This window comes from Massilia sp. CFBP 13721 (assembly GCF_014842025.1).
Lineage (GTDB): Bacteria > Pseudomonadota > Gammaproteobacteria > Burkholderiales > Burkholderiaceae_D > Telluria.
The window spans coordinates 47883-72372 of record NZ_JACYUY010000030.1; the positions used below are offsets into that span (position 1 = coordinate 47883).

Genomic DNA, 24490 nt, shown 5'->3' on the forward strand with positions numbered 1-24490 from the left:
CGGCAAGCCGCCTGAAGGCTTAATGGTGCTTGAACGCGACACCAGGGGCCAGGCGGTAGTGGGTGCCGCAGTACGGGCACTTGGCGGTACCCTCATGGTCGAAGTCGAGGAAGACGCGCGGGTGCGACGACCACAGCGGCATGGCCGGGTTCGGGCAGTGGGCCGGCAGATCCTTGGCCTCGAGTTCCACCACAGGCATCGTCTTGTCAGTCATTCACATTCTCCATCACGCAAAGTTGGGCAAAGACAGGATTTTAACGGATTCAGGCGACCGTTCGGAATGATCGGTAGAATGGCGGATTCGTCATGGTTGGGTTAATGCACATTCCCGATCAATGATGGTGGCTCGCGGTTGGGTTTCGAGCGATCGATTACGGCCGGTGGTCTTCGGTCGAGCACGTACGCGTGGGCGCCCACCCTACAAATTCTTTTCTTGTTTCATGTCTTTTCGTCCCAGCTTTGCTCATCTTATTTTCTGTTGCAGGAAGGCGACATGAACGCGCCTGACCCTGTCCAATCCATCGTTGAACGCCCCGACCGCGCCCTGTGGCAGGAAGGTTTGCGGACCGGCTTGCCGAGCCTGTTCGGGATTGCGGCCTGGGGGCTGGTGGTCGGCATCGCGATGGTCAAGACCGGGCTGACGCCCTTGCAGGCCTGCGGTATGACATTGCTGGTGTTTGCAGGTTCCGCCCAGCTGGCCTCGCTGCCGCTGATCCTGGCGCATGCGCCGATCTGGGTGACGTTTGCCACCGCGATGGTGGTCAACCTGCGCTTCGTGATCTTTTCGGCCTTGCTCGCGCCCCATTTCACGCACCTGCCGTGGCGCCAGCGCCTGATGTACGGCTATATCTCCGGCGACTTGACGGTGGCGATGTTCCTGCAGCGCTTCCCAACCGCGGCGCCGGTACCGGGCAAGCTGTCCTATTTAAAGGGGCTGGTGTTCCCGAACTGGGCGGCCTGGCAGGTGGGTTCGCTGATCGGCATTTTCGTCGGCAGTGCGATCCCGGCGGAATGGGGGCTGGGCTTTGCCGGCACGCTGGCGATCCTGTGCATCACGGTGCCATTGGTGGCGGGCAGCGCGGCCTTGTGCGGCGTGCTGGTCGCCGGGGCGGTCTCGGTGCTGGCCTACGGTTTTCCTTACAAGCTCGGCCTGCTGGCGGCGGTGCTGGCCGGCATGCTGGCGGCGATGGCGACCGAAGCGATGATCGAAAAACGAAAGGCACACAATGGCTGAGTGGGAAGTCTGGGCCACCATCGTGGTGCTGGCCCTGTCGACGGCAATCACGCGCAGCGGTTTCTGGCTGATCGGTCATAAAGTGACGATCCCGCCGCGCATCCAGGACATGCTGCGTTATGCGCCGGCTTGCGCGCTGGCGGCGATCATCGGGCCGGACCTGCTGCTCGATGCCGGCGGCAAGGTGCACCTGGAACTCGGCAATCCGAAGCTGCTGGCCGGTATCGCTGCGCTGGGATTTTATGTGTGGCGCAAGAACATGCTGCAAACCATCGTTTTTGGGATGCTTGCTTTTACACTGTTGCGTCTCTTACACGTTTTTGATGCAAGTCTGTAGGAGGGGTGCGGTAGAATATCGTTCTTTCACTATTTCACTGTTGAGCCGACATGGACGCCGTTCTCAGTTTTACCCGCTTGCAAGACCTGATCGACCGCGATGCGCTGCAGGGTAAGCGCGTCTTCATCCGCGCCGACCTGAACGTGCCGCAGGACGACAACGGCAACATCACCGAAGACACGCGCATCCGCGCTTCGATTCCAGCGATCCAGGCTGCCGTCAAGGCCGGCGCTGCCGTGATGGTGACCTCGCACCTGGGCCGCCCGACCGAAGGCGACTTCAAGCCGGAAGACACGCTGGCGCCGGTCGCCGCGCGCCTGTCCGAGCTGCTGGGTCAACCGGTCGAACTGAAGCAGAACTGGGTCGATGGCGTCGACGTCGCCCCGGGTCAAGTCGTGCTGCTGGAAAACTGCCGCGTCAACAAGGGCGAAAAGAAGAATGCCGACGAACTGGCGCAGAAAATGGCCAAGCTGTGCGACGTGTACGTGAACGATGCCTTCGGCACCGCGCACCGCGCCGAAGCGACCACTCACGGCATCGCCAAGTTTGCACCTGTCGTCGCGGCAGGTCCGCTGCTGGCCGCCGAACTCGACGCCCTGGGTAAAGCCCTGGGCCAGCCGGCGCGTCCGCTGCTGGCGATCGTCGCCGGCTCGAAAGTGTCCAGCAAGCTCTCGATCCTGCAAAGCCTGGCCGGCAAAGTCGACAACCTGATCGTCGGCGGCGGCATCGCGAATACCTTCATGAAGGCCGTCGGCCTGAACATCGGCAAGTCGCTGGTCGAAAACGACCTGGTGAACGAAGCGAAACAGATTATCGACATGATGAGCGCGCGCGGCGCCTCGGTGCCGATCCCGGTCGACGTGGTCTGCGCGAAAGAGTTCAGCCCGACCGCCGCCGCCGCCGTCAAGGATGTGGCGGATGTTTCCGACGACGACATGATCCTCGACATCGGCCCGAAAACAGCCGCCATGCTGGCCGAGCAAGTTGCCAAAGCCGGCACCATCGTCTGGAACGGTCCGGTCGGCGTGTTCGAATTCGACCAGTTCGCCGAAGGCACGAAAACCCTGGCGCTGGCAATCGCCGGTTCGAACGGGTTCTCGATCGCCGGCGGTGGCGATACGCTGGCGGCCATCGCCAAGTACGACATCGGCGACAAGATCGGCTATATCTCTACCGGCGGCGGCGCCTTCCTCGAGTTCCTCGAAGGTAAAACCCTGCCGGCAGTCGAGATCCTGCTGCAGCGGAAGAGTAACTAAAGCCAAATAAGTAACAGCGCAGCCCCGAGGCTGCGCTTCTCTTTTCAGAATCGAGGATCCCCACACATGCGTCCCCTGTACAACGCCACCAAGATCGTCGCCACCATCGGTCCTGCATCGACCGACTTCGACATTCTCGTCAAGATGATCCGCGCCGGCGTCGACGTCGTGCGCCTTAACTTCTCACACGGCAAGGCCCAGGACCACATCGACCGCGCGACCCTGATACGCCGCGCCGCCGCCGAATGCGGCACCGAAGTGGCGATCATGGCCGACATGCAGGGGCCGAAGATCCGCGTCGGCAAGTTCGAAGAAGGCAAGATTTTCCTGAATAATGGCGACCGGTTCATCCTCGACGCCAAGTGGGGAGAGAATGGCGAACTCGGCAACCAGGAACGCGTGGGCCTCGACTACAAGGCACTGCCGCGCGACGTGCGTCCCGGCGACAAGCTGCTGCTCAACGACGGCCTGATCGTACTGGTGGTGGACCGCGTGTCCGGCCACGAAATCTGCACCACCGTCAAAGTCGGCGGCGAGCTGTCGAACAACAAGGGCATCAACCGCCAGGGCGGCGGACTGACCGCGCCGGCGCTGACGGCGAAGGACATGGAAGACATCAAGACGGCGATGAGCTTCCAGGCCGACTATCTCGCCATCTCGTTCCCGAAGAGCGCGACCGACATGGAAATGGCGCGCCAGCTGGCGAACATCGCCGGCGAGCCGTATGCGCACAAGCCGCTGATGATCGCCAAGATCGAGCGTGCCGAAGCGATTCCCGTGCTGCAGGAAATCCTCGACGCGTCGGATGGCATCATGGTTGCCCGTGGTGACCTGGCCGTGGAAGTCGGCAATGCCGCCGTGCCGGCGCTGCAAAAGCGCATGATCCGCATGGCGCGCGCCTCGAATAAACTGGCGATCACCGCGACCCAGATGATGGAGTCGATGATCGTCAACGCCGTGCCGACCCGCGCCGAAGTATCGGACGTGGCCAATGCCGTGCTGGACGGCACCGATGCCGTCATGACCTCGGCCGAAACGGCCTCCGGCAAGTACCCGATCGAAACCGTCGAGATGATGGCCGCGGTCTGTCTCGAAGCGGAGCAGTCCGAATACTACAACAAGCTCGATACCGACTTCCTGAACGTGCAGTTCACCCGCATCGACCAGTCGATCGCCTACGGCACGCTGTTCACTGCGCACCACTTGAAGGTGAAAGCCATCGTCGCGCTGACGGAGTCCGGCTCGACCGCCCTGTGGATGAGCCGTCACGGCATCGCCACCCCGATTTTTGCCCTGACCCCGTCACGCACGACGCAGCGCAAGGCCTCCCTGTACCGCAACGTGCGAGCATTCCACCTGCTGCAGGAAGGCGGCAGCCACGCCGTGCTGCGCAAGGCCGAAGAGCTGCTGATCGCGGAAGGCATGGTCAGCCCGGGCGACACCATCGTCGTCACCTGGGGTTCGCCGATGGGCGAAGCCGGCGGCACCAACGCCCTGAAGATCGTGCGTGTCGGCGAGACCTACAAAGATTAAAAAAGAATATACGAAGCTTCGCGTTGTCGAAGCCTTAGACAGATTTCTTCTTATTGGAGTACTACCATGGCACTCGTATCACTGCGTCAACTGCTGGACCATGCTGCCGAAAACGGCTACGGCCTGCCGGCGTTCAACGTCAACAACCTGGAACAGGTGCAGGCCATCATGGCCGCGGCCGACGCCACCAACAGCCCGGTGATCATGCAAGCCTCGGCTGGCGCGCGCAAGTACGCCGGCGAAGCTTTCCTGCGCCACCTGATCGATGCCGCCGTCGAAGCCTATCCGCACATCCCGGTCGTCATGCACCAGGACCACGGCCAGTCGCCGGCCGTCTGCATGGCCGCGATCCGTTCGGGTTTTAGTTCGGTCATGATGGACGGTTCGCTCGAAGCCGACGGCAAGTCGGTCGCTTCGTACGAATACAACGTCGAAGTGTCGAAGGAAGTCGTGAAGTTCGCGCACTCGATCGGCGTGACCGTCGAAGCGGAACTGGGCGTGCTCGGTTCGCTGGAAACGATGAAGGGCGACAAGGAAGACGGCCACGGCGCCGACGGCACCATGACCCGCGAGCAGCTGCTGACCGACGTCGCGCAAGCCGCCGATTTCGTCGCGCGCACCCAGTGCGACGCGCTGGCGATCGCCATCGGCACCTCGCACGGCGCGTATAAATTCACGCGCAAGCCAACCGGCGACATCCTGGCAATCGACCGCATCAAGGAAATCCACGCGCGCATCCCGAACACCCACCTGGTGATGCACGGCTCGTCGTCGGTGCCGCAGGAACTGCTGGCGATCATCCGCGAATTCGGCGGCGACATGAAGGAAACCTACGGTGTCCCAGTCGAAGAAATCCAGGAAGGCATCAAGCACGGCGTTCGCAAGATCAACATCGACACCGACATCCGCCTGGCAATGACCGCCGCGATCCGCAAGTACCTGTTCCAGAATCCAGGTAAATTCGACCCGCGCGACTACAACAAGCCGGCGCGCGAAGCGGCCACCGAGATCTGCAAGGCGCGTTACCTGTCGTTCGGTTGCGAGGGACAAGCCGGCAAGATCAAGCCGATCCCGCTGGAAAAGATGGCCGAGCGTTACAAAGCCGGCGAACTGGCGCAAGTCGTCAAGTAATATACTGTCTGGAACGGGCTGCTGCGGCAGCCCGTGTCTCTTGTCGGCGGCGAGTCACATTGCTGCCGAGTCCGTGAAGTCCGTTTCTCTGATACTCCTCCCATGAACAGCCTCTATAAAACCTCGATCAAGTCCCTGCCACTGCTGGGCCACGGCAAAGTGCGCGACAACTACGCCGTTGGCGACGACAAGATCCTGATCGTCACCACCGACCGCCTGTCCGCCTTCGACGTCGTCATGAACGAACCGATCCCGGGCAAGGGCATGGTGCTGAACCAGATGAGCGATTTCTGGTTCGAGAAGCTCGGCCATATCGTGCCGAACCATCTGACCGGCGTGGCGCCGGAAAGCGTGGTTGCCCCTGACGAAGTCGAGCAGGTGCGCGGCCGCGCGGTCGTCGCCAAGCGCCTCAAACCGATCATGGTCGAAGCCGTAGTGCGCGGCTACATCATCGGTTCGGGCTGGAAGGATTATCAGCAAAGCGGATCGATCTGCGGCATCGCCTTGCCGCCCGGCCTGCAGCAAGCCGAAAAGCTGCCGCAGCCGATCTTTACCCCGGCCGCGAAAGCCGACCTGGGCGAGCACGACGAGAACATCTCGTTCGCCGACATGGAGTCGCGCATCGGCCCCGAACTGGCGGCAAAAATGCGCGACATCTCGATCGCGCTGTACACCGCCGCGTCGGAATACGCAGCGACGCGCGGCATCATCATCGCCGACACCAAGTTCGAATTCGGCCTGGACGACCAGGGTGTGCTGCACCTGATGGACGAAGTGCTGACCGCTGACTCCTCGCGCTTCTGGCCGGCGGATTCGTACGCGCCGGGCATGTCGCCGCCAAGTTTTGATAAGCAGTTCGTGCGCGACTACCTGGAAACGCTGACCGACTGGGGCAAGACGGCGCCGGCGCCGGCCTTGCCGCAGGACGTAATCGATAAAACCCAGGCCAAGTATTTCGAAGCCATCGAACGCCTGACCGGCGAAAAGCTGAAGGCCTGAGATGATGAGCGAAGCAAAGCCGTTGGTCGGCGTGGTGATGGGTTCCTCGTCCGACTGGGACGTCATGAAGAACGCGGTCGACGTATTAAAACAGTTCGGGGTGCCGTTCGAGGCGCAGGTCATTTCGGCGCACCGCATGCCGGACGAGATGTTCAGCTATGCCGAAACGGCGCGCGCGCGCGGCCTGCGCGCGATCATTGCCGGCGCCGGCGGCGCCGCCCACCTGCCGGGGATGATTGCGGCGAAAACCATCGTGCCCGTGCTGGGCGTGCCGGTGCCCTCCAAATACCTGCGCGGCGAGGATTCGCTGCTGTCGATCGTGCAGATGCCGAAGGGCGTTCCGGTCGCCACCTTCGCCATCGGCGAGGCCGGCGCCGCGAATGCCGCGCTGACCGCCGTGGCGCTGCTGGCGGCGGACGACGATGCCCTGGCCGCGCAGCTGGAACAGTTCCGCCTGGACCAGACCGCCGCCGCCAAGGCGATGATATTGCCCGTTTGAGTACAACCCATGAGTAAAGCAAGTCAATCGCAGCAGGGCGCGTTTTTGCCAAGCGCCAATCCACCGACCTGGCTCGGCGTCATGGGCGGCGGCCAGCTCGGCCGCATGTTCGCGCATGCCGCCCAGGCCATGGGCTACAAAGTGGCGGTGCTGGAACCGGCCATCAGCTGCCCGGCCGGCGACGTTGCCGAGCGCCTGATCAATGCCGATTACGGCGACAGCATCGCGCTCGGCCAATTGTCGGCGCTGTGCGCCGCCGTCACCACCGAATTCGAGAACGTGCCGGCCGACAGCATGAACCTGCTGGCGCACGGCAGTTTCGTCGCGCCGGCCGGCGCCTGCGTGGCGATCGCCCAGGACCGCATTGCCGAAAAACGCTTCTTTGTCGAGTGCGCGCCGCAATCCGGCGTGATGCCGGCGCCGCACAAGGTGATCGCCTCGCTCGAGGACATCGCCGCCATCGGCGACGAACTGCTGCCCGGCATCCTGAAAACCGTGCGCATGGGTTACGACGGCAAGGGGCAGGTACGTGTGGCCAGCCGCGACGACGTGCGCGCCGCCTTCGCGGCAATGAAGGGCGTGACCTGCCTGTTAGAGAAAATGCTGCCGCTGGCCTACGAGGTGTCGGTGCTGACTGCGCGCGGGCATGACGGCATGTCCGTCGTCTATCCGATCGCCGAGAACGTGCACCGCGACGGCATCCTGTTCACGACCACCGTGCCGGGACCGAACGTCGCGCCCGAATGCGCGCAACAAGCGCAGGATGCGGCGCGCGCCATCATCGCCCAGCTTGGCTACGTGGGCGTGCTGTGCATCGAATTCTTCGTGCTGGCCGACGGCAGCCTGGTCGTCAACGAAATGGCGCCGCGTCCGCACAACAGCGGGCATTACACGATCGACGCCTGCGTGACGAGCCAGTTCGCGCAGCAGGTGCGGGCAATGGCGAAACTGCCGCTGGGCGATTGTCGCCAGCATTCGCCGGCCGTCATGCTCAATATCTTGGGCGACGTCTGGTTCGAAAACGACCAGATTCGCGAACCGGCCTGGGACCGCGTGCTGGCGCTGCCCGGCGCTTATCTGCACCTGTACGGCAAGGACGATCCGCGCCGCGGCCGCAAGATGGGCCACGTGACCTTCGTGGCGCCGACGCTGGGCGAAGCGCAAGAGCAACTGCGCGCCGCCTGCGCCATCCTGGGGATCGCAGCGTGACCCATCCGGACATCGACCAGGCCGCGATTGCGGCGGCCGCGCGTGCATTGGAGGCCGGACAGCTTGTCGCTTTCCCCACCGAGACCGTGTACGGGCTCGGCGCCGACGCCGAAAATCCGGCCGCGGTCGCCGCCATCTACGCCGCCAAGGGCCGCCCGCAAGATCACCCGGTGATCGTGCACCTGGCGCCGGAAGCGGACATCGCGCACTGGGCCGCCGACATTCCGCCTGAGGCGCAGGCGCTGGCCGGGGCCTTCTGGCCGGGCCCGCTGACGATGATCGTCAAACGCGCTTCGAACATTCCGGATGCGGTCAGCGGCGGCCAGGACACGGTCGGCTTGCGCTGCCCATCGCACCCGGTGGCAATTGCCCTGCTGCGCGCCTTCAAGGGCGGACAGGGCGGCATCGCGGCGCCCTCGGCGAATAAATTCGGCCACGTCAGCCCGACCCTGGCCCAGCACGTGCGCGACGAATTCGGCGCCGACGGCGCGGTCGCCATGGTACTCGACGGCGGCGCCTCGCAAGTCGGCATCGAATCGACCATCGTCGACCTGTCGCGCCTGGCCAGCCACGGCCCGGTGCTGCTGCGGCCTGGCCACGTGAGCGCGGAAGCGATCGCCGCCGTGATCGACCGGATGCCGGCCGCGCCCGACCTCGCCGCGCCGCGCGCTTCGGGCACGCTCGAATCGCATTACGCGCCGCACACGCCGGTGGCGATGCAGGACACGGCGACCCTGGTGCGCACCCTGGAACAGATGGCGGCGGCGGGACGCAAGGTCGCCCTCATTCATTATTCGGACCTGTGGAATGCGCATGCCAGCGAGCGCCTGCCGGCCACGCCGGATGGCTTTGCCCACGCCCTGTACGCGGCCTTGCGCGCGCTGGACGGGCAGGGCGCGGACGTGATCCTGGTCGAGGCGCCGCCGCAAGATGGCGCCTGGCTCGGCGTCAACGACCGCCTGCGCCGCGCGGCGCACGGGTCGACCGGGATCGTGCACGGGTTGCTCAATCGCGAAGTGTGAGGGCGTACCGTGCTTGTCACGGTAACGTCTCGCGCCGTTTACGCGTGGGCTCGGGGCGCCCACCCTACATTACACGACAGTTCCCAATTGTTTCATGCGGCGGTGGTGCACCGTAGGGTGGGCCGGGCCGCGTAGGACCCCGAGCCCACGCGGAACTGCGCACCGTGTTATCCCTCATCCCCACGTTGGACCGTTGCATTTCCCCCGCGCTGTTACCTTTCGAGATATTACGCAAAGCAATGCCTTGATATAATCGGCAGACCTTGCCAGCCCTTTCTCGCTCCTTCTTGTTGTCTGTGCTTGACACCATGACAAGCAATATTTCTATACAAGCAGAAAGAACACTGGCATATTAGTTTGCGATGCGAATAGCACGGGCGTTCGTTTCACAGAAAAATACCATTCCTTTTAGGAGACATAATGCGTCAAACGAATTTCGCGCTCGCGCTGCTGACCGCAGCTGCGCTGGCCGCATGCGGTGGCACCGGTAGCGAAGGTGGCGATCAAACGCACAAGGTCGCGTTCACCCAGCAGGTGAGCTTCGGCGACAGCCTGTCGGACGTCGGCACCTATAAAGTCGGCGCCATCGCGGCCGCCGGCGGCGGTGCATTTACCATCAATGGCGACAACACCAGCGCCAACCCGGCCTACACCGGCCTGAACTGGACCGAAGTACTGGCCGCTGAACTGAACCTGCCGAAGCCGTGCGCCGCCCAGACCGGCCTGCAGGGCGTCGACAATGCCAATCCGGCGCTCGACTTCAACGTCCCGGTCGTCAACTACAGCAATTGCTACAACTATGCGCAGGGCGGTTCGCGCGTGACCGATCCGGTCGGTTCGCACCACCGCACCAACGATCCGCAAGTGGGGCAGCTGACCGTGCCGCTCGTGACGCAGATCGCCAACCATCTCACCAAGTCCGGCGGCAAGTTCAGCGGCACCGAACTGGTCACCGTCATGTCTGGCGGTAACGACGTGCTGATGCAGCTGGGCGCGCTGAGCGCCGGCGCGACCGCCGCCGGCCAGGCCGAGGGCCAGCGCCAGTTCCCGACGCTGCTGATCACCGGCCTGGTGGCCACCGTGCCGGCCGCGAACCGCGCCGCCGCGCCGGCAGCCATCACCCAGGCAGTGCAGGGCGCAGCCGCCACCGGCGGCAACCAGCAAGCCATCGCCGCTGCCGCCGTCGGCGCAGCTGCCCGCCTCGGCGCGACGCTGGCCGACGCGCAAGCCGCCGCCGCCAAGGCCGGTACCGATGCGCAAGCCGCCGGCGCTGCCGCAGGCGCCGCCTACGCCACCGCACAGGGGCCGACCCTGGTTGCCGCACTGGGCCGTGCCGGCGCCGAGATGGCCGCGCTGGTGAAGACGCAGATCGTCGCCAAGGGCGCGAACTACGTGGTCGTCAACAACCTGCCGGACGTCGCCAGCACCCCATCGGGCAAATCGCAGGCGCCGGCCACCCAGGAGCTGATCAAGGCCATGGTCGACACCTTCAACGCGCAACTGAAGGCCGGCCTGGGCGACGATCCGAAGATCGCCTACGTCGACCTGTTCTCGGTCAGCCGCGACCAGGTAGCGAATCCCGCCATCTACGGCCTGACCAATACCGCGCTCAAAGCCTGCACCAGCGACTCGTCGCTGACCTGCACCAGCAAGACGCTGTCGGGCCCGGACGTGAGCCACTACATGTTCGCCGACGACATCCACCCGACCCCGTACGAGTACTGGCTGGTGACCCGTTACGTCCTGAAGGACATGGCGGTCAAGGGCTGGCTGTAATCCGATACAACAATGCCCGGCTGCGCGCCCCTGCGGGCAGGCGCAGCCGGCTGTAAAAAGAATCCAGGAGAAAGTATGAAAGTACGTATCAATAGTGTCGCCAAAACGCTGGTCGCCGCTGCCGCGCTGGCGTGCGCGGCCGGTGCATCGGCCCAGTCGGCCGGCCAGTTCACCGCCAAGTTCGGCTTCAACCAGCTGACTCCGAAGGTCGAGAGCGGCGACATCAGCGCGCCGGCCCTGCCGTTCACCAAGGCCGATGTTTCGCGCGACATCCAGCCGGTGGTGATCATCGCCTACGGCCTGACCGACAACATCTCGCTCGAAGGCGCGCTCGGCACGCCGTACAAGCACAAGATCATGGGCGCCGGTTCGATCGCCGGCACCGGAGAACTGGGCACGGTCGAGGCGCTGCCGCCGACCCTGTTCGCGCAATACCGCTTCTTCGCGCCGAACGCGGCCTTCCGTCCGTTCGTCGGCATCGGCGCCACCTATGCCTATTTCATGAAGGAACGCGGTTCGGGCAAGCTGACCGCGCTGACGAACCCGGGCGGTAACCCGACGACGTTTGACATCGACAACAAGTTCACCTACACCGCGCAAGTCGGCGTGGCGATGAACCTGAGCGAAAAATGGTTCGCCGACGTCACCGTCAACAAGAGCCGCCTGCGTACCGACGTCCACTTCTCGACTGGCCAGAACCAGCACATGAAGCTGGACCCGGTCGCCGTGGTGCTGGCGGTCGGCTACAAGTTCTAAGGTTCCCACAACGCGCGCGGCCCCGGCCGCGACCCTGCCGGCATTGGCGTCGCCGCCATGCCGGCTTTTTTACGCCCATCGGCCCATGACCCGGAACGATACGCTGCACATTGTGTACCCCAGGCAGTGGCATCTCCTGCCCATGGTGCTCGGTTTCTTTTTCATGCTCATCCTCGTGCCCGGACTGCGCCATCACTGGGCGCGCCTGCCCGACAATGCCGGCGCCTGGCTGCCGTTCGCGCTCATGCTGGGCATCCTGCTCGCCGTCGTCGGCACCTTGTATCGCAACCTGCTGTTCCGGGATACGCTGACGATCGTCCGCGGCGAAGGCACGCCCGGCCAGCGCCTGACCTGCTTCGCCGGCGAGATCGTCTCGGTCCGGCGCCTGCCGACGCCCGAACCATCTTCGCCCGCGGGTAAATGGACGGCGCTCGGCCTGGGCCAGGGGCTGATCGAGATCCGCACGGCAGATGCATGTTTCCGCTTCGGCGTCGGCCTGGACGACTACGCGCTCGACGCGACGACGGAGCGCATTGCCGCTTTCTGCGGCCTGCAGTGGCGATGAGCCTTTAATGCAGGCAGGACGCGTAAACCGTGAAATGCTCGCCGCTCAGGGCGCGTTCGTAGAGATAGCCCTGGTAGACGAAGCAGCCGGCCTCGGACAGCCATTCGCGCTGGCCCTGGGTTTCGACGCCCTCGGCGATCACCTGTAGTCCGAGGCTGCCGCCGAGCGCGATGATCGAGCGTACGATCGAGGCGTCGTTGCGGTCGGTGAGCACGTCGCGCATGAACGAATAATCGATTTTCAGTTGGTCGAGCGGCAGTTTGCGCAGGTAGGCCAGCGACGAGTAGCCGGTGCCGAAGTCGTCGAGCGAGAAGGTGATGCCGAGGCGGCGCAGCGTTTCCATGGTCTCGACCGTGTGCGCGAAATCGGTCACGACCAGGGTCTCGGTCAGCTCGAATTTCAGGCCATGCGGGTCGACCCCGGTCGCGGCCAGGATTTCCTGGGTCATGGCGACGAAATCCGGTTCGACGAACTGGCGCGCGCTGACGTTGACCGACAGCGACAGGTGCTTGGTGGCGGGGTTTCTCTGCCAGGACGCCAGTTCCAGGCAGGCCGTGCCCAGTACCCAGCGCCCGATCTCGACGATCAGGCTGGTTTCCTCGGCTTGCTTGATGAAATCGGTCGGGTACAGGATGTCGCCGTTCGGCAGGCGCCAGCGCAGCAGCGCTTCGGCGCCGATCACGCGGCTGCTGCCGTCGAGTTGCGGCTGGTAGTTCAGCATGAATTCGTGGTTGCGCAGCGCGCGCCGCAGGCCGTTTTCCAGTTCCGAGCGGGCGGTCCATTTGGCTTGCATGTCGGGGTCGAAGAAGCGGAAGGTATTGCGGCCGGCCGCCTTGGCCTGGTACATCGCGGTGTCGGCCTGCTTCAGGGCCGACTCCACCGTGTCGAGCGCGCCGCTGATCATGGTCACGCCGACGCTGGTCGAGACCGCATACGCGAAGTCGGCCAGCTGAAACGGCGCGCGCATGGCGGCGACGACTTTCGCCGCCACGGTTTCGGCCTGGTGCGCGGCCGCCTCCATGGTGTCTTCCTCGGGCTGGACCAGGATCACGAACTCGTCGCCGCCCAGGCGCGCCACCATGTCGGCTTCGCGCACGCTGTGTTCGAGGCGGCGCGCCACGGCCTGCAGCAGCATGTCGCCGGCCGCGTGGCCATGGGTGTCGTTGAGCGTTTTGAAATTGTCGAGGTCGAGGAACATCAGGGCGCCGATCTTGCGCGAGCGGGCGCTCCCCAGCAGGGCGCGGCGCAGGTGGTCGAGCAGGCTGGAACGATTCGGCAGTTCGGTCAGCGCGTCGAAATAGGCCAGGCGGTGGATGCGCGCCTCGTTGTTCTTGCGTTCGCTGATGTCGGTGCTGATCACCAGGATCTTTTGCGGGATGCCTGCATCCGGGTCGGCCGGCACCACGGTCCAGCGCGTGTCGGCATGAAAACCGCTGCCGTCGCGCCGGTGCTGGTGCAGTTCGCCCACCCATTCGCCCTCGTCCAGCGCCATCGCATAGGCTTCGCTGTAGGCCGCGTGGTCGCCGCACAGCAGGTCGGACATGCGCTGCCCCAGGACCTGCTCCGCGTCCCAGCCATAGAGCCGCTCGGCGCCCTTGTTCCAGTAGATGATGCGCGAACCCATGTCCATCACGAAGATCGCGTCGCGCGCCTTGTCCAGCAGCGAGGCTTGCTCGAGCGCCAGCTGGTCGGCGCGGTGCAGGACCGTGATGTCGCCGATAAAACCTTCCAGCGCCTCGACATTGCCGTGCGCGTCGAACACGGCCGCACCCTGTTCCCAGGCCCAGCGCAGCTTGCCGGTGGCGGTCGTGATGCGGTAACTGATCTGGAACGGGCGCTGCTCGCGGATCGCCACATTCGTCTCCTCGGCCACCCGGGCGCGGTCGTCGGGGTGGATCAGGCTGGCAAACGACATGGCGTGGTCGCCGGTAAAGGCCGCCGGCGGATAACCGGTCAGCTTTTCGATCCCGGCGGAGAGGAAAATCATGGTCCACGTGCTGTCGTTCAGGCAGCGATACACCACGCCTGGCAGGTTGCTCAGCAACAAGTCGAGCGACAACGCGGAGGCGTCGTGCGATCGCAAATTCGTCGAAACTGGATGTCCGGATGAATGCATGTTCCGCGCGCTTGAAGTAGGTGGAACATCAGCAGGGCGATACTTGATCTAGCACACATGGTAACGCGAAATTTGCGTCGATACGTTACTGTAAAGACAGTTTGTGCAAATTATTGTCAGGTCTGCACGTATCCGAGCCGGGTTGTCATGCAGGGTGGGTAGGGTACCCACCCGTAACCTTAAAACGCCGCGATACCGGTCTGCGCGCGCCCCAGGATCAGCGCGTGGATGTCATGCGTGCCTTCATAGGTATTCACGACTTCCAGGTTCACCATGTGCCGGATGATCCCGAACTCGTCCGAGATGCCGTTCCCGCCCAGCATGTCGCGGGCGACGCGCGCCACGTCGAGCGCCTTGCCGCAGGAATTACGCTTCATCATCGAGGTGATTTCCACCGCCGCCGTGCCTTCGTCTTTCATGCGGCCCAGGCGCAGGCAGCCCTGCAGGCCGAGGGTGATCTCGGTCTGCATGTCGGCCAGCTTCTTTTGCACCAGCTGGTTCGCCGCCAGCGGTTTGCCGAACTGGTGGCGGTCCATGGTGTACTGGCGCGCCGTCTGCCAGCACGCTTCGGCCGCGCCGAGCGCGCCCCAGGCGATGCCGTAGCGGGCCGAGTTCAGGCAGGTGAACGGGCCTTTCAGGCCGCGCACGTCGGGGAACGCGTTTTCTTCCGGGCAGAACACGTTGTCCATCACGATCTCGCCGGTGACGGAAGCGCGCAGGCCGAACTTGCCGTGGATTGCCGGCGCAGTCAGCCCCTTCCAGTCCTTTTCCAGCACGAAGCCGCGGATCGCGCCTTCGTCATCCTTGGCCCAGACCACGAACACGTCGGCCACCGGCGAATTGGTGATCCACATTTTCGAGCCGGTGAGCGAGTAGCCGCCGTCGACCTTGCGCGCACGGGTGACCATCGAACCGGGGTCGGAACCGTGGTTCGGTTCGGTCAGGCCGAAGCAGCCGATCCATTCGCCCGTGGCGAGCTTGGGCAGGTACTTCTGTTTGGTCTCCTCATTGCCGAACTCATGGATCGGCACCATGACGAGGGACGATTGTACGCTGGCCATCGAGCGGTAGCCGGAGTCGACGCGTTCGATTTCGCGCGCGATCAGGCCGTAGGCGACGTAGTTCAGGCCGGGGCCGCCGTATTGTTCGGGGATGGTCGGTCCCAGCAGGCCCAGCTCGCCCATCTCGCGGAAGATGGAGGTGTCCATCCGTTCGTGGCGGAAGGCGTCGAGGATGCGCGGCTGCAGCTTGTCCTGGCAGTAGGCGTTGGCGGCGTCGCGGATCATGCGTTCGTCGTCCGTCAGCTGGCAGTTGAGCAGGAGCGGGTCGTCCCAGTGGAAGGCGGTCTTGCGTGGCGAATCGGCGTGGTTCATGGCTGTCCTGGTCTCGGTGCTTGTTGGAGGCGGGCGCGGCTGTCATGAGCAGCGCCGCGCCGGGCCATTATAGAAAGGAGGGGACTTGCCATCTTTTCAAACTGCGACAGCCATTTTCATATTTACCGGACCCGGTGCCGGCTGCTATTGGACAAACGACACCGCCTCGGCCAGGCCCGCATTGCGCAGGCGTGCGATGTCGCGCGTCGGCGCCGTGCCGAAATGGCGCGCGTATTCGCGGCTGAACTGCGAGGCGCTGACGTAGCCGACGCGCTGGCAGGCCAGGCCCGCATCCATCCCGGTGGCGAGCATCAGCCGACGCGCTTCCTGCAGGCGCAGGGTCTTCTGGAATTGCAGCGGACTCATCGAGGTCAGTGCTTTGAACTGTTCGTGCAGCGACGAGGTGCTCATGTGCGCCAGCGCGGCCATGTCGTCGACGCGGATGGCCTGGTCGTAGTGGGCGCGGATCCAGGCCACGACCTTGCTCACGCGGTGCGTCTCGACTTGTCCGAGTTGCGCCAGGCGCGCGCCGAAGGGGCCGCGCAGCAGGCGCAGCAGGATCTCGTCGATCACCAGCGGCGCCAGCAGCGGGGCGTCGTCCGGCTGCGCCGCCAGCGCCATCAGGCGTGCCGCCGCATCGATGACGGGCGCGCCCGCCTGCGCCACCTGCACCGCGCGCTGCTCGCGCAGGAGCGGCACGCCCTCGGGATACACCTTCAGGATCAGTTCCCCCAGGCGCGCCTGGTCGAAGTCGAGCCGGAACGACAGGTAGGGCGCCGCCGCGCTGGCCTGGCGGATCAGCGCCGCGACCGGCAGGTCGAGCGCGAAGATCATCATGCGCGACGGATCGTAGTCGTACGACTCGCCGCCCAGCATGACCGTCTTCGCGCCCTGGGCGACGATGCACAGCGCCGGCCGGTGCAAACCATGCACCAGTTCCGTACTGGCATTGGCGGCGCGCACCGCATGCACGCCCGGAATGCAGGTCGCGAACGTGCCGTCGTAGGGCGCCTGCGCGGCCAGCAGGCCGGCCAGGCGCGCCAGCGCCGTTGCACTGTCGGGGATCGAATGGTCGAGTGGTGTCATGGCGAATGGGTGCGAACAGGATACATCACCGGCATTCGACTCAGGCCAGGTGATCGGTCGATTCCGACAGGCTGCGCCATGCATGCAGTTCCGCGCGGCGCGCGTCCAGCGCGGCGGCAGTCATGGCGACGGCGTCGCTGCCGGCCAGCAGTTGCGCCGGCGGCGTTGCCATCCCGGCCAGGCGCACGACGACGTCCGCCAGCTTCAGCGGATCGCCCAGCTGCTTGCCGCGGTAGGGGCTGTAGGCGTCTTCGACCGTGCCTCCGGCGGCGTAGTCGTCGATCGTTTTGGCGCCGTAACGCACTGAGCTCTGGTCGAGGAATTCAGTACGGAAGAAGCCCGGCTCGACCGCCGTGACGTGGATGCCGAAGGGTTTTAACTCCAGCGCCAGCGAGGCCGACAAGCCCTCGATGGCATACTTGGTGGCGCAATACACCGAGGCGCCATGGAAGCCGAGCAGGCCGCCGACCGAGCTGATGTTGATGACGTGGCCGGCGCGCTGGCGCCGCATGACGGGCAGCGCCGCCTGCAGCATGTGCATCACGCCGTACACGTTGACGCCGAACTGGCGCTCGACGTCGGCCATCGGCACCTCTTCCAGGTTGCCCATTTGCCCGTAGGCGGCGTTGTTGACGAGGACGTCGATGCGGCCGAAGCGCTCGGTTGCCGCGGCGATCGCAGGGGCGGCCTGGGCCTCGACGGCGACGTCGAGTTCGAGCAGCAGCAGGCGCGCCGGATCGGCGCCGTCGAAACGCGCCTGCAATTGCGCCAGGTTGCGGCCGGTGGCGACGACACTGTGCCCCTGGGCCAGGGCGGCGCGGACGATGGCGGCGCCAATGCCACGGCCGGCACCCGTAATGAACCAGATTTTATGCATGATGTGCTCTCCAAATTAAACCACCCAAGTGGCGTTGATGTGGAGAGCATGGTAGGACGGGGACCCGGCCGCCCCTTGCCTGAAACTCCGGCAAGCTGGCGCGATCCTCGTTAAATACTGGCGGTCAGCCCGGCGCGGTGGTGCCGAAGCGGCCGCCGTGGAACAGCAGGCCGGCCTGCGGCTGCACGGCACACTCCTCGACTTCGCCGACGAAGATCACGTGGTCGCCTTCCGGATAGCGGCTGCGGTTGTGGCATTCGAACCAGGCGGCCACGCCTTTCAGAATGGGCAGGCCGGTGCGCGAGAGTTCGTAGTCGACGCCGGCGAAGGGATCGGTCTCGGTACGGCGCGAGAAGCGCAATGCCAGCTCTTGCTGGCCGGCCGACAGGATGTTGATGACGTAATGCGAATTGCCGCTGAAGACAGGCATGCTGTTGGCGCCCGCGCCCAGGCTCCACAACACCAGCGGCGGATCGAGCGAGACCGAATTGAACGAGCTGGCGGTCAGGCCGCGAAAGCTGCCGTCGGCCAGCCGCGTCGTGATCACGGTCACGCCGGTCGCAAATTGCGACAGCGCCTGGCGGAAATGGGCCGAGTCGAAACCGCGCTCGGTGGCGCGGGAAGAGCGTGTGTTCATTGGTACCTTGGAAAGTTGCATGCTCATTATGCCACCGCCGGCTGACGACCGTCGCGTGCGCGTGCTTTACAGCCTGTCCTACAGCGTGTCCTGCAGCATGCCGCGCCTGCAGGACGCGGCGCTTTGCGTTAGCATCGGGTCATCACGATCACGATGGGGCAGGCGATGAGCGAGCAAGAACGGACGGAAGTGGCCATCCTCGGTGGCGGATGTTTCTGGTGCCTTGAGGCGGTGTATCTTGAGGTGCGCGGCATCACGCGCGTCGAATCGGGCTACATGGGCGGACACGTGGTGAACCCGACCTACGAACAGGTCTGCGGCGCCGCGACCGGCCACGCGGAGGTCGTGCGGCTCGCATTCGATCCGGCCGTGATCACTTACCGCGACATCCTGCAGATCTTTTTCACCATCCACGATCCGACCACGCAAGACCGCCAGGGCAACGACGTCGGCCCGCAATACCGCTCCGTGATTTTCTACGACAATCCGGAGCAGGAAGCGACCGCGCGCCAGGTAGTGGCGGAAATGGCCGCAGTGTGGGATGCGCCGATCGTGACGCAGATCGTGCCGGGCGAAACCTGGTACAAGGCCGAGGACTATCACCAGAATTACTATGCCCAGCACCCGATGCAGGGGTATTGCGCGTTCGTGGTGGCGCCGAAGGTGGCGAAGTTTCGCCAGACGTTTTCGCACTGGAGCAGGGTGGCCGGTTCCACCGAGGTGCTTGAATAAGTTGCGGCTTCGGCGCCAGCCACGCGTTCAACGGTTTCTTGAAACGTCGCGACATGCATATGTGCGTTGAACGCGTGGGCGGCGCGAAAGCTGCGTTAATGCACCTGGTCGGGTGGAGCCGCCCACCCTACGTCCTGCTGCACGCGTTTATGGGTACATGTACTTCCGCGACCACGGGATCTGCCCCGGGTCCTCTCCCGCTTTCGCCCCCACGATCTGGTACAGGCTGATCCAGTCGTGGGCAAAGGCATATGCGCAGCCGGCCAGGTAGACGTGCCAGATGCGCAGGCGCCGGGCGTCGGTCAGGGTGCCGATGGTCTCCAGCCGGTTTTCGAAATTCTCGGTCCACAGGGTGCAGGTGCGCGCGTAGTGGCGGCGCAGGTTTTCGACGTCGCGCACTTCCAGGCCGCCCTGCTGCATCGCCTTGATGACCGTCGACAGGTGCGCCAGTTCTCCCTGCGGGAACACGTACTGGTCGATGAATTCGCCCCCGCCATAGGGCGTGGCGCGGGCGGCGACGTCGGTGGTGGTGATCCCGTGGTTCATGACCACGCCGCCCGGCGCCAGCAGGGCGTTGATCTTGGCGAAGTACTCCGGTAAGTGCTGCAGGCCCACGTGCTCGAACATGCCGACGCTGGCGATGCGCTCGAATTCGCCGTCGAGGTCGCGGTAATCCTGCAGGCGGATCTCGACTTGCCCTTGCAGGCCGGCCTGCGCCACCCGCTCGCGCGCCAGTTCGGCCTGGTTTTCCGACAGCGTGATGCCGACGCAGCGGGCGCCGAACTGCTGGGCGGCGCGGATCGCCAGCGCGCCCCAGCCGCAGCCGATGTCGAGCAGGCGCTGGCCCGGGCGCAGGTCGATCTTGCGCAGGATGTGATCGATCTTTTTCAGCTGGGCGCCCGCCAGGTCTTCGCTGCCGTCCTCGAAATAGGCGCACGAATACACCATGTTCGGATCGAGCCAGGCGGCGTAGAACGCGTTGGAGACGTCGTAGTGGTAGCGGATCGCCTCGGCATCGCGGGCGCGCGTGTGCTTCGAGAGCAGGCGCAGCGGATTCGGCGGGCGGTGCGAACTGCCCTTGGCGGCGGCCAGTTCGCTGCCGATGCGGATCATGTCGGCGGCGCGCCCGCGGATCTCGAGCGCGCCCTCGACATAGGCGCGTCCCAGGTTGTAGAGGGTAGGCGAGAGCAGGTAGCGCAGGCTCGACGGCCTGGGCACGCGGATGGTGACGCGCGCCGGCTCGGATGAAAAATCGAGATGCTCGCCATTCCACAGTTCCACGCGCAAGGGCAGGGAAAGCTGGCTGCGCAGGCCCGCGCTCCAGGCGCTGAGTTTCAACGCATCGAACATGACGTCCTCCGGCGGTTGGCACGCGCCGGCCAGAAATGCGCCGGCGCCGAACCTGTCCGGTGGCAGCGACAGGTTCCTAGGGTTGCAAACGCTGCCGCGCCCAGCTGCCGTCTTCCTGCCGCTCGTAGACGATGCGGTCATGGAAACGCGAGCGGCGCCCTTGCCAGAATTCGATGCGCTCGGGCACCAGGCGGAAGCCGCCCCAGTTGGACGGCCGCGCCGGCGCATCGCCCGCAACCGCGGCGACCGCTTCGTAATTCCGTTCCAGGGCCGCGCGGTTGTCGATCGGCGCGCTCTGCTGGGAGGCGATCGCCGACAGGCGGCTCTTCAACGGCCTGCTGCCGAAATACTTGTCGCTTTCTTCGGCCGAGGTCGTCTCGACCCGGCCTTCGATCCGAACCTGGCGTTCAAGTTCGCTCCAAAAGAATAGCAGCGCTGCATAAGGATTGGCGCGCAATTCCTGAGCTTTTCGACTGTCGTAGTTGGTGTACCAGGTGAAACCGCGCGCATCGAATTGTTTTACCAACACGATGCGCGAACTCGGCCGGCCATCGGCAGCGACCGTCGCCACGTTCATCGCATTCGGTTCGTTGACTTGCGCCTTGATCGCCTGCTCGAACCACTGCGTAAATTGCTGCATCGGGTCGTCCAGCACCTCGTCTTCGTTCAGGCTGGCCTGGCCGTAATCCTTGCGCAGGCTGGCGACGGCGTCGCCGATGGCCGGCGCGGCTGGAGTTTCCCCAAGCCCACGGCGGCGCTGCATGGACGTGCCGAGTTGCGTCATCTGTTCCGGCGAAAACAGGCGCACGGCCATCGGCGCCATCGTGCTTTCCTCGCGCTCCATGTGCGCCGTGTAGCGCTGGACAAAGCGCTGCACGTTCGAGGCCGTCAGGGTGGCGGCGCTGCCGTCGGCAATCGCCGTCAGCTGCTCGTGCAGGTCTTGCCACAAGGCGTCCATCTCCTTGTGGTCTTGCAGGATGATCGGGGCCAGCGCCTGCAGCGTGGCGGCATCTTCCCCTTGCGCCACGGCGCGCAGCATCGGGATCAGGTCTTGTTCTTCGTCGTCGTGGTGCAGGTGCGCGGCTTTCTCGAAATACTTCAGCACGGCGCCGGCCGCCTGGCGCGCGGCTTCGTCGGCACCGTGTTCGGGCAGGTGCGACAGCAGTCGCTCGAGGGTGGCGAGCTGCTTGCGGATGCGGCCGTGGCAGTGCTTGAGCACGGCGATCGGCTGGTCGAAACCGGGTGCCGTATCAGGAAGGAAATCGTTCATGTGCGTATTTTTAACAGAGGGAAGTTTTTTGATTGACAGAGCGCTATTTTAGTGCGGACGCGAAAGATCGGTCCGGTAAAATGACCGGATGAACTCGATTGATACCCCACTCTTTTCGGCGCCGCACGGCGATGACATCGACTTTGCGCGCCGCTTCGGCGGTGTCGGCCGCCTCTACGGCGAGCGTGCCTTGGAACGTTTCAGGACGGCGCACGTTTGCGTGATCGGCGTCGGCGGCGTCGGTTCCTGGCTGGTCGAGGCGCTGGCGAGGAGCGCCATCGGCCACCTGACCCTGATCGACCTCGACAACGTGGCCGAATCGAACATCAACCGCCAGATCCAGGCGGTAACAAGCACCATCGGCCAGCCGAAGATCGAGGCGCTGCGCGACCGCATCGCCCAGATCAATCCGTTTTGCCAGGTCACCCTGGTCGAGGATTTCATCGAGCCGGACAATATCGCGCAAATGATCGGCAACAAGGGCTTCGATTACGTCGTCGACGCCATCGACAGCGTCAAGGCCAAGGCCGCGCTGATCGCGTTTTGCCGCGAACAGGGGATCCCGCTGCTGACCAGCGGCGGCGCCGGCGGCCAGCTTGATCCGACCAAGATCGAAGTGCGCGACCTGGCCCGCACCGAGCAGGAACCGCTGCTGAAAAAGGTGCGCAAGGTGCTGCGCGCGCAATATGGTTTTTCGCGCGGCGAAAAGCAGAAGTACCATATCGACGCGGTGTTTTCGATGGAGCCGCTGCGCTATCCGGAGGCGGAGGATGCCTGCGAGATCGAGTCCAGCATTACCGGCCTGAACTGCGCCGGCTTCGGTTCGAGCATGGTGGTCACGGCCAGCTTCGGCATGATCGCGGCTGCGCACATCCTGCGCAAGCTGGCGGAGGCGGCCGCGGGTGAGGCAGCGGACGCCACGGTATCAACGCCGCAGCAGGAGATTGTAAGCATCTGAGTCGACGCTGGGCAGCAGGCCCCGGGCTTGCTATGATCGGATATCGGTTGAAATCCTGTCATTGAAAGAGCCTACATGATGCGTCGTACTACCCTCGTTGCCCTGCTGCTGGCGGCTGCCGCTGCCCACGCCCAACAGCCTGTCCCGGCCAACGCGCCGACTTCCGCTGCAACGCCTGTTGCGGCCGACCAGGCTGCCGCCGCCGTGCGCCAGCAGGGCGTGCAAAGCGCCGCCGACCAGGCCGCCGCCGCTTCGCAGCAAGCGGCCGGCCAGGCTGCCGCCACCACCGATACCTCCAGCGCCGCCCAGGCCGCTGCTGCCGCGCAGGCCGCCCAGCCGGTGCCGCCGGCCGCGCCCGCAAGCTCGGGTCCCCAGCTCGAGATCGTCGACCGCGTGGTCGGCAAGGGCAGGGAAGCCGGCCTCGGCAGCGTGGTCCGGGTCAACTACACGGGCTGGTTCCACAAGCCGCTGACGCTCAACGGCCGCGGGCGCAAATTCGATTCCTCGCTCGACAACGGCCGCGATCCGCTCGAGTTCCGTCTCGGCGCCGGCCAGGTCATCAAGGGCTGGGAGCAGGGCGTGGCCGGCATGAAGGTCGGCGGCAAGCGCACCCTGGTCATCCCGAGCCACCTCGCCTACGGCAGCCGCGGCGCGCCGGGCGGATCGATTCCGCCGAATACGGACCTGATTTTTGACGTGGAACTGCTCGGCGTGAAGTAATCCCGGCGTAACTAATTCAACCAGCACGGAGGACGGCATGCGTATCGCGAACGATGTCACTGAACTGATCGGCAACACCCCCCTCGTCAGGATCCGCAAGCTGGCATCCGGCGGGGCCGAGATCCTGGCCAAGCTCGAGTTCCATAATCCCGCGCACAGCGTCAAGGACCGCATCGGCCTGTCGATGATCCAGGCGGCCGAGCACGCCGGCAAGATCGGTCCCGATACCGTCGTCGTCGAACCGACCAGCGGCAACACCGGCATCGCGCTGGCGATGGTGTGCGCCGCGCGCGGCTACCGCTGCAAGCTGGTCATGCCCGACACCATGAGCAACGAGCGGCGCATGCTGCTGCGCGCGTATGGCGCCGAACTGGTGCTCACGCCCGGCTCCGAAGGCATGCTGGGCGCGATCCGCCGCGCCGAGGAGCTCGTCGCCGGCGACCCGCGCGCCTTCATGCCGCAACAGTTCAACAATCCCGCCAACCCGGAAGTGCACCGCCGCACCACCGCCGAGGAAATCTGGCGCGACACCGACGGCAAGGTCGACATCGTCGTCGCCGGCGTCGGCACCGGCGGCACCATCACCGGCGTCGGCGAAGTGCTGAAGGAGCGCAAGCCCGGCTTCCAGGCCATCGCGGTCGAGCCCGAAGCCTCGCCGATGCTCTCGAAAGGAACGAAAGGCCCGCACCCGATCCAGGGCATCGGCGCCGGATTCGTACCGCAGGTGCTGAACACCGCCATCTACGACGAGATCATCACCGTCAGCAACGAGAACGCCTTCGAGACGGCGCGCGCCGCCGCCCGCGAAGAAGGGCTGTTGGTCGGGATTTCATCGGGCGCCGCCTTGTGGGCGGCGATGCAGGTGGCGCAGCGGCCGGAGAATGCGGGCAAGACGATCGTGACGATCATTCCGTCGTTCGGCGAGCGCTACCTGAGTACGGCCTTGTTCGCGAACCTGGCTGGGTAAACCAACTGTTGGCAGTCGCGTAACGTAACGTGAAAGAACCCACTATCGAGACGTGCGCAGTCCTGGCCAGCCAAGGCCATTATTTTG

At 64.9% G+C, this 24490-nt stretch carries 24 protein-coding genes; 16 read left to right on the forward strand and 8 right to left on the reverse strand.

The features are described from left to right. Positions 1–19 precede the first annotated feature (19 nt). Complete coding sequence (locus IFT60_RS22520) at positions 20–214, reverse strand: zinc-finger domain-containing protein (RefSeq protein WP_056343230.1); 195 nt, start codon at positions 212–214, stop codon at positions 20–22. Positions 215–493: 279 nt separating this feature from the next. Here IFT60_RS22520 and IFT60_RS22525 point away from each other — a divergent pair, with 279 nt between their 5' ends. The 12 genes from IFT60_RS22525 (at position 494) to IFT60_RS22580 (ending at position 12317) form a co-directional block, all read left to right on the forward strand. After that, on the forward strand, positions 494–1234 hold the full coding sequence (locus IFT60_RS22525) for an AzlC family ABC transporter permease (protein ID WP_192055959.1): 741 nt from the start codon (positions 494–496) through the stop codon (positions 1232–1234). Beyond that, positions 1227–1571, forward strand: coding sequence for a branched-chain amino acid transport AzlD family protein (locus tag IFT60_RS22530; protein ID WP_192055961.1), 345 nt, complete (start codon positions 1227–1229; stop codon positions 1569–1571). Before IFT60_RS22525 ends, IFT60_RS22530 begins: the two co-directional genes overlap by 8 nt. A 50-nt stretch (positions 1572–1621) precedes the next feature. Beyond that, positions 1622–2827, forward strand: a complete 1206-nt coding sequence (locus IFT60_RS22535) for a phosphoglycerate kinase (RefSeq protein WP_192055963.1) — start codon at positions 1622–1624, stop codon at positions 2825–2827. 75 nt (positions 2828–2902) lie between these two features. Then, positions 2903–4360, forward strand: coding sequence for a pyruvate kinase (gene pyk / locus IFT60_RS22540; RefSeq protein WP_192056018.1), 1458 nt, complete (start codon positions 2903–2905; stop codon positions 4358–4360). A 66-nt stretch (positions 4361–4426) separates the two neighbouring features. Beyond that, complete coding sequence (fba, locus tag IFT60_RS22545) at positions 4427–5491, forward strand: class II fructose-bisphosphate aldolase (RefSeq protein WP_192055966.1); 1065 nt, start codon at positions 4427–4429, stop codon at positions 5489–5491. A gap of 102 nt (positions 5492–5593) precedes the next feature. Beyond that, complete coding sequence (locus IFT60_RS22550; protein ID WP_192055968.1) at positions 5594–6490, forward strand: phosphoribosylaminoimidazolesuccinocarboxamide synthase; 897 nt, start codon at positions 5594–5596, stop codon at positions 6488–6490. Position 6491: 1 nt separating this feature from the next. After that, positions 6492–6989, forward strand: a complete 498-nt coding sequence (gene purE, locus IFT60_RS22555; RefSeq protein ID WP_192055970.1) for a 5-(carboxyamino)imidazole ribonucleotide mutase — start codon at positions 6492–6494, stop codon at positions 6987–6989. A 9-nt stretch (positions 6990–6998) separates the two neighbouring features. Next, complete coding sequence (locus tag IFT60_RS22560; RefSeq protein ID WP_192055972.1) at positions 6999–8198, forward strand: 5-(carboxyamino)imidazole ribonucleotide synthase; 1200 nt, start codon at positions 6999–7001, stop codon at positions 8196–8198. Beyond that, positions 8195–9220: an L-threonylcarbamoyladenylate synthase gene (locus tag IFT60_RS22565; RefSeq protein ID WP_192055974.1), complete on the forward strand. Its 1026-nt coding sequence runs from the start codon at positions 8195–8197 to the stop codon at positions 9218–9220. Before IFT60_RS22560 ends, IFT60_RS22565 begins: the two co-directional genes overlap by 4 nt. Positions 9221–9640: 420 nt before the next feature. Further along, entirely contained in the window at positions 9641–10996 is a 1356-nt protein-coding gene (locus IFT60_RS22570; protein WP_192055977.1) for an SGNH/GDSL hydrolase family protein, read from the forward strand. 75 nt (positions 10997–11071) lie between these two features. Next, positions 11072–11752, forward strand: coding sequence for an OmpW/AlkL family protein (locus IFT60_RS22575; protein WP_192055979.1), 681 nt, complete (start codon positions 11072–11074; stop codon positions 11750–11752). A 163-nt stretch (positions 11753–11915) separates the two neighbouring features. Continuing rightward, positions 11916–12317, forward strand: a complete 402-nt coding sequence (locus IFT60_RS22580) for a hypothetical protein (RefSeq protein ID WP_192055981.1) — start codon at positions 11916–11918, stop codon at positions 12315–12317. Positions 12318–12321: 4 nt separating this feature from the next. On the opposite strand, the gene IFT60_RS22585 is transcribed toward IFT60_RS22580, so the two are convergent. The 5 genes from IFT60_RS22585 to IFT60_RS22605 all read right to left on the reverse strand — a co-directional run bounded on the left by IFT60_RS22585 (position 12322) and on the right by IFT60_RS22605 (position 18406). Beyond that, entirely contained in the window at positions 12322–14433 is a 2112-nt protein-coding gene (locus IFT60_RS22585; protein ID WP_374001253.1) for a putative bifunctional diguanylate cyclase/phosphodiesterase, read from the reverse strand. Positions 14434–14612: 179 nt separating this feature from the next. After that, positions 14613–15806, reverse strand: coding sequence for an acyl-CoA dehydrogenase (locus IFT60_RS22590; protein ID WP_192055985.1), 1194 nt, complete (start codon positions 15804–15806; stop codon positions 14613–14615). A 144-nt stretch (positions 15807–15950) separates the two neighbouring features. Next, complete coding sequence (locus tag IFT60_RS22595; RefSeq protein ID WP_192055988.1) at positions 15951–16892, reverse strand: AraC family transcriptional regulator; 942 nt, start codon at positions 16890–16892, stop codon at positions 15951–15953. A gap of 40 nt (positions 16893–16932) precedes the next feature. Beyond that, positions 16933–17769: an oxidoreductase gene (locus IFT60_RS22600; RefSeq protein WP_192055990.1), complete on the reverse strand. Its 837-nt coding sequence runs from the start codon at positions 17767–17769 to the stop codon at positions 16933–16935. 124 nt (positions 17770–17893) lie between these two features. Next, on the reverse strand, positions 17894–18406 hold the full coding sequence (locus IFT60_RS22605; RefSeq protein WP_192055992.1) for a flavin reductase family protein: 513 nt from the start codon (positions 18404–18406) through the stop codon (positions 17894–17896). Between the two features lie 165 nt (positions 18407–18571). On the opposite strand from IFT60_RS22605, the gene msrA reads away from it, so the two are divergent. Then, positions 18572–19138: a peptide-methionine (S)-S-oxide reductase MsrA gene (gene msrA / locus IFT60_RS22610; protein WP_192055994.1), complete on the forward strand. Its 567-nt coding sequence runs from the start codon at positions 18572–18574 to the stop codon at positions 19136–19138. 147 nt (positions 19139–19285) lie between these two features. Here the strand turns inward: msrA and IFT60_RS22615 are convergent, their stop codons facing one another. After that, the gene (locus IFT60_RS22615; protein WP_192055996.1) at positions 19286–20488 is read right to left on the reverse strand and encodes a class I SAM-dependent methyltransferase; all 1203 of its coding nucleotides are present in this window, start codon (positions 20486–20488) and stop codon (positions 19286–19288) included. Positions 20489–20564: 76 nt separating this feature from the next. Continuing rightward, positions 20565–21758: a pyridoxamine 5'-phosphate oxidase gene (gene pdxH / locus IFT60_RS22620; RefSeq protein WP_192055999.1), complete on the reverse strand. Its 1194-nt coding sequence runs from the start codon at positions 21756–21758 to the stop codon at positions 20565–20567. Positions 21759–21846: 88 nt separating this feature from the next. Here pdxH and tcdA point away from each other — a divergent pair, with 88 nt between their 5' ends. From tcdA to cysK, 3 genes are all read left to right on the forward strand, one after another. Then, positions 21847–22716, forward strand: a complete 870-nt coding sequence (gene tcdA / locus IFT60_RS22625; protein WP_192056001.1) for a tRNA cyclic N6-threonylcarbamoyladenosine(37) synthase TcdA — start codon at positions 21847–21849, stop codon at positions 22714–22716. 75 nt (positions 22717–22791) lie between these two features. After that, positions 22792–23436 carry an FKBP-type peptidyl-prolyl cis-trans isomerase gene (locus IFT60_RS22630; RefSeq protein ID WP_229511091.1) on the forward strand — a complete coding sequence of 215 codons (645 nt, stop codon included), beginning with the start codon at positions 22792–22794 and terminating at the stop codon, positions 23434–23436. A 37-nt stretch (positions 23437–23473) separates the two neighbouring features. Further along, positions 23474–24403, forward strand: coding sequence for a cysteine synthase A (gene cysK, locus IFT60_RS22635; protein ID WP_192056003.1), 930 nt, complete (start codon positions 23474–23476; stop codon positions 24401–24403). Positions 24404–24490 lie beyond the last annotated feature (87 nt).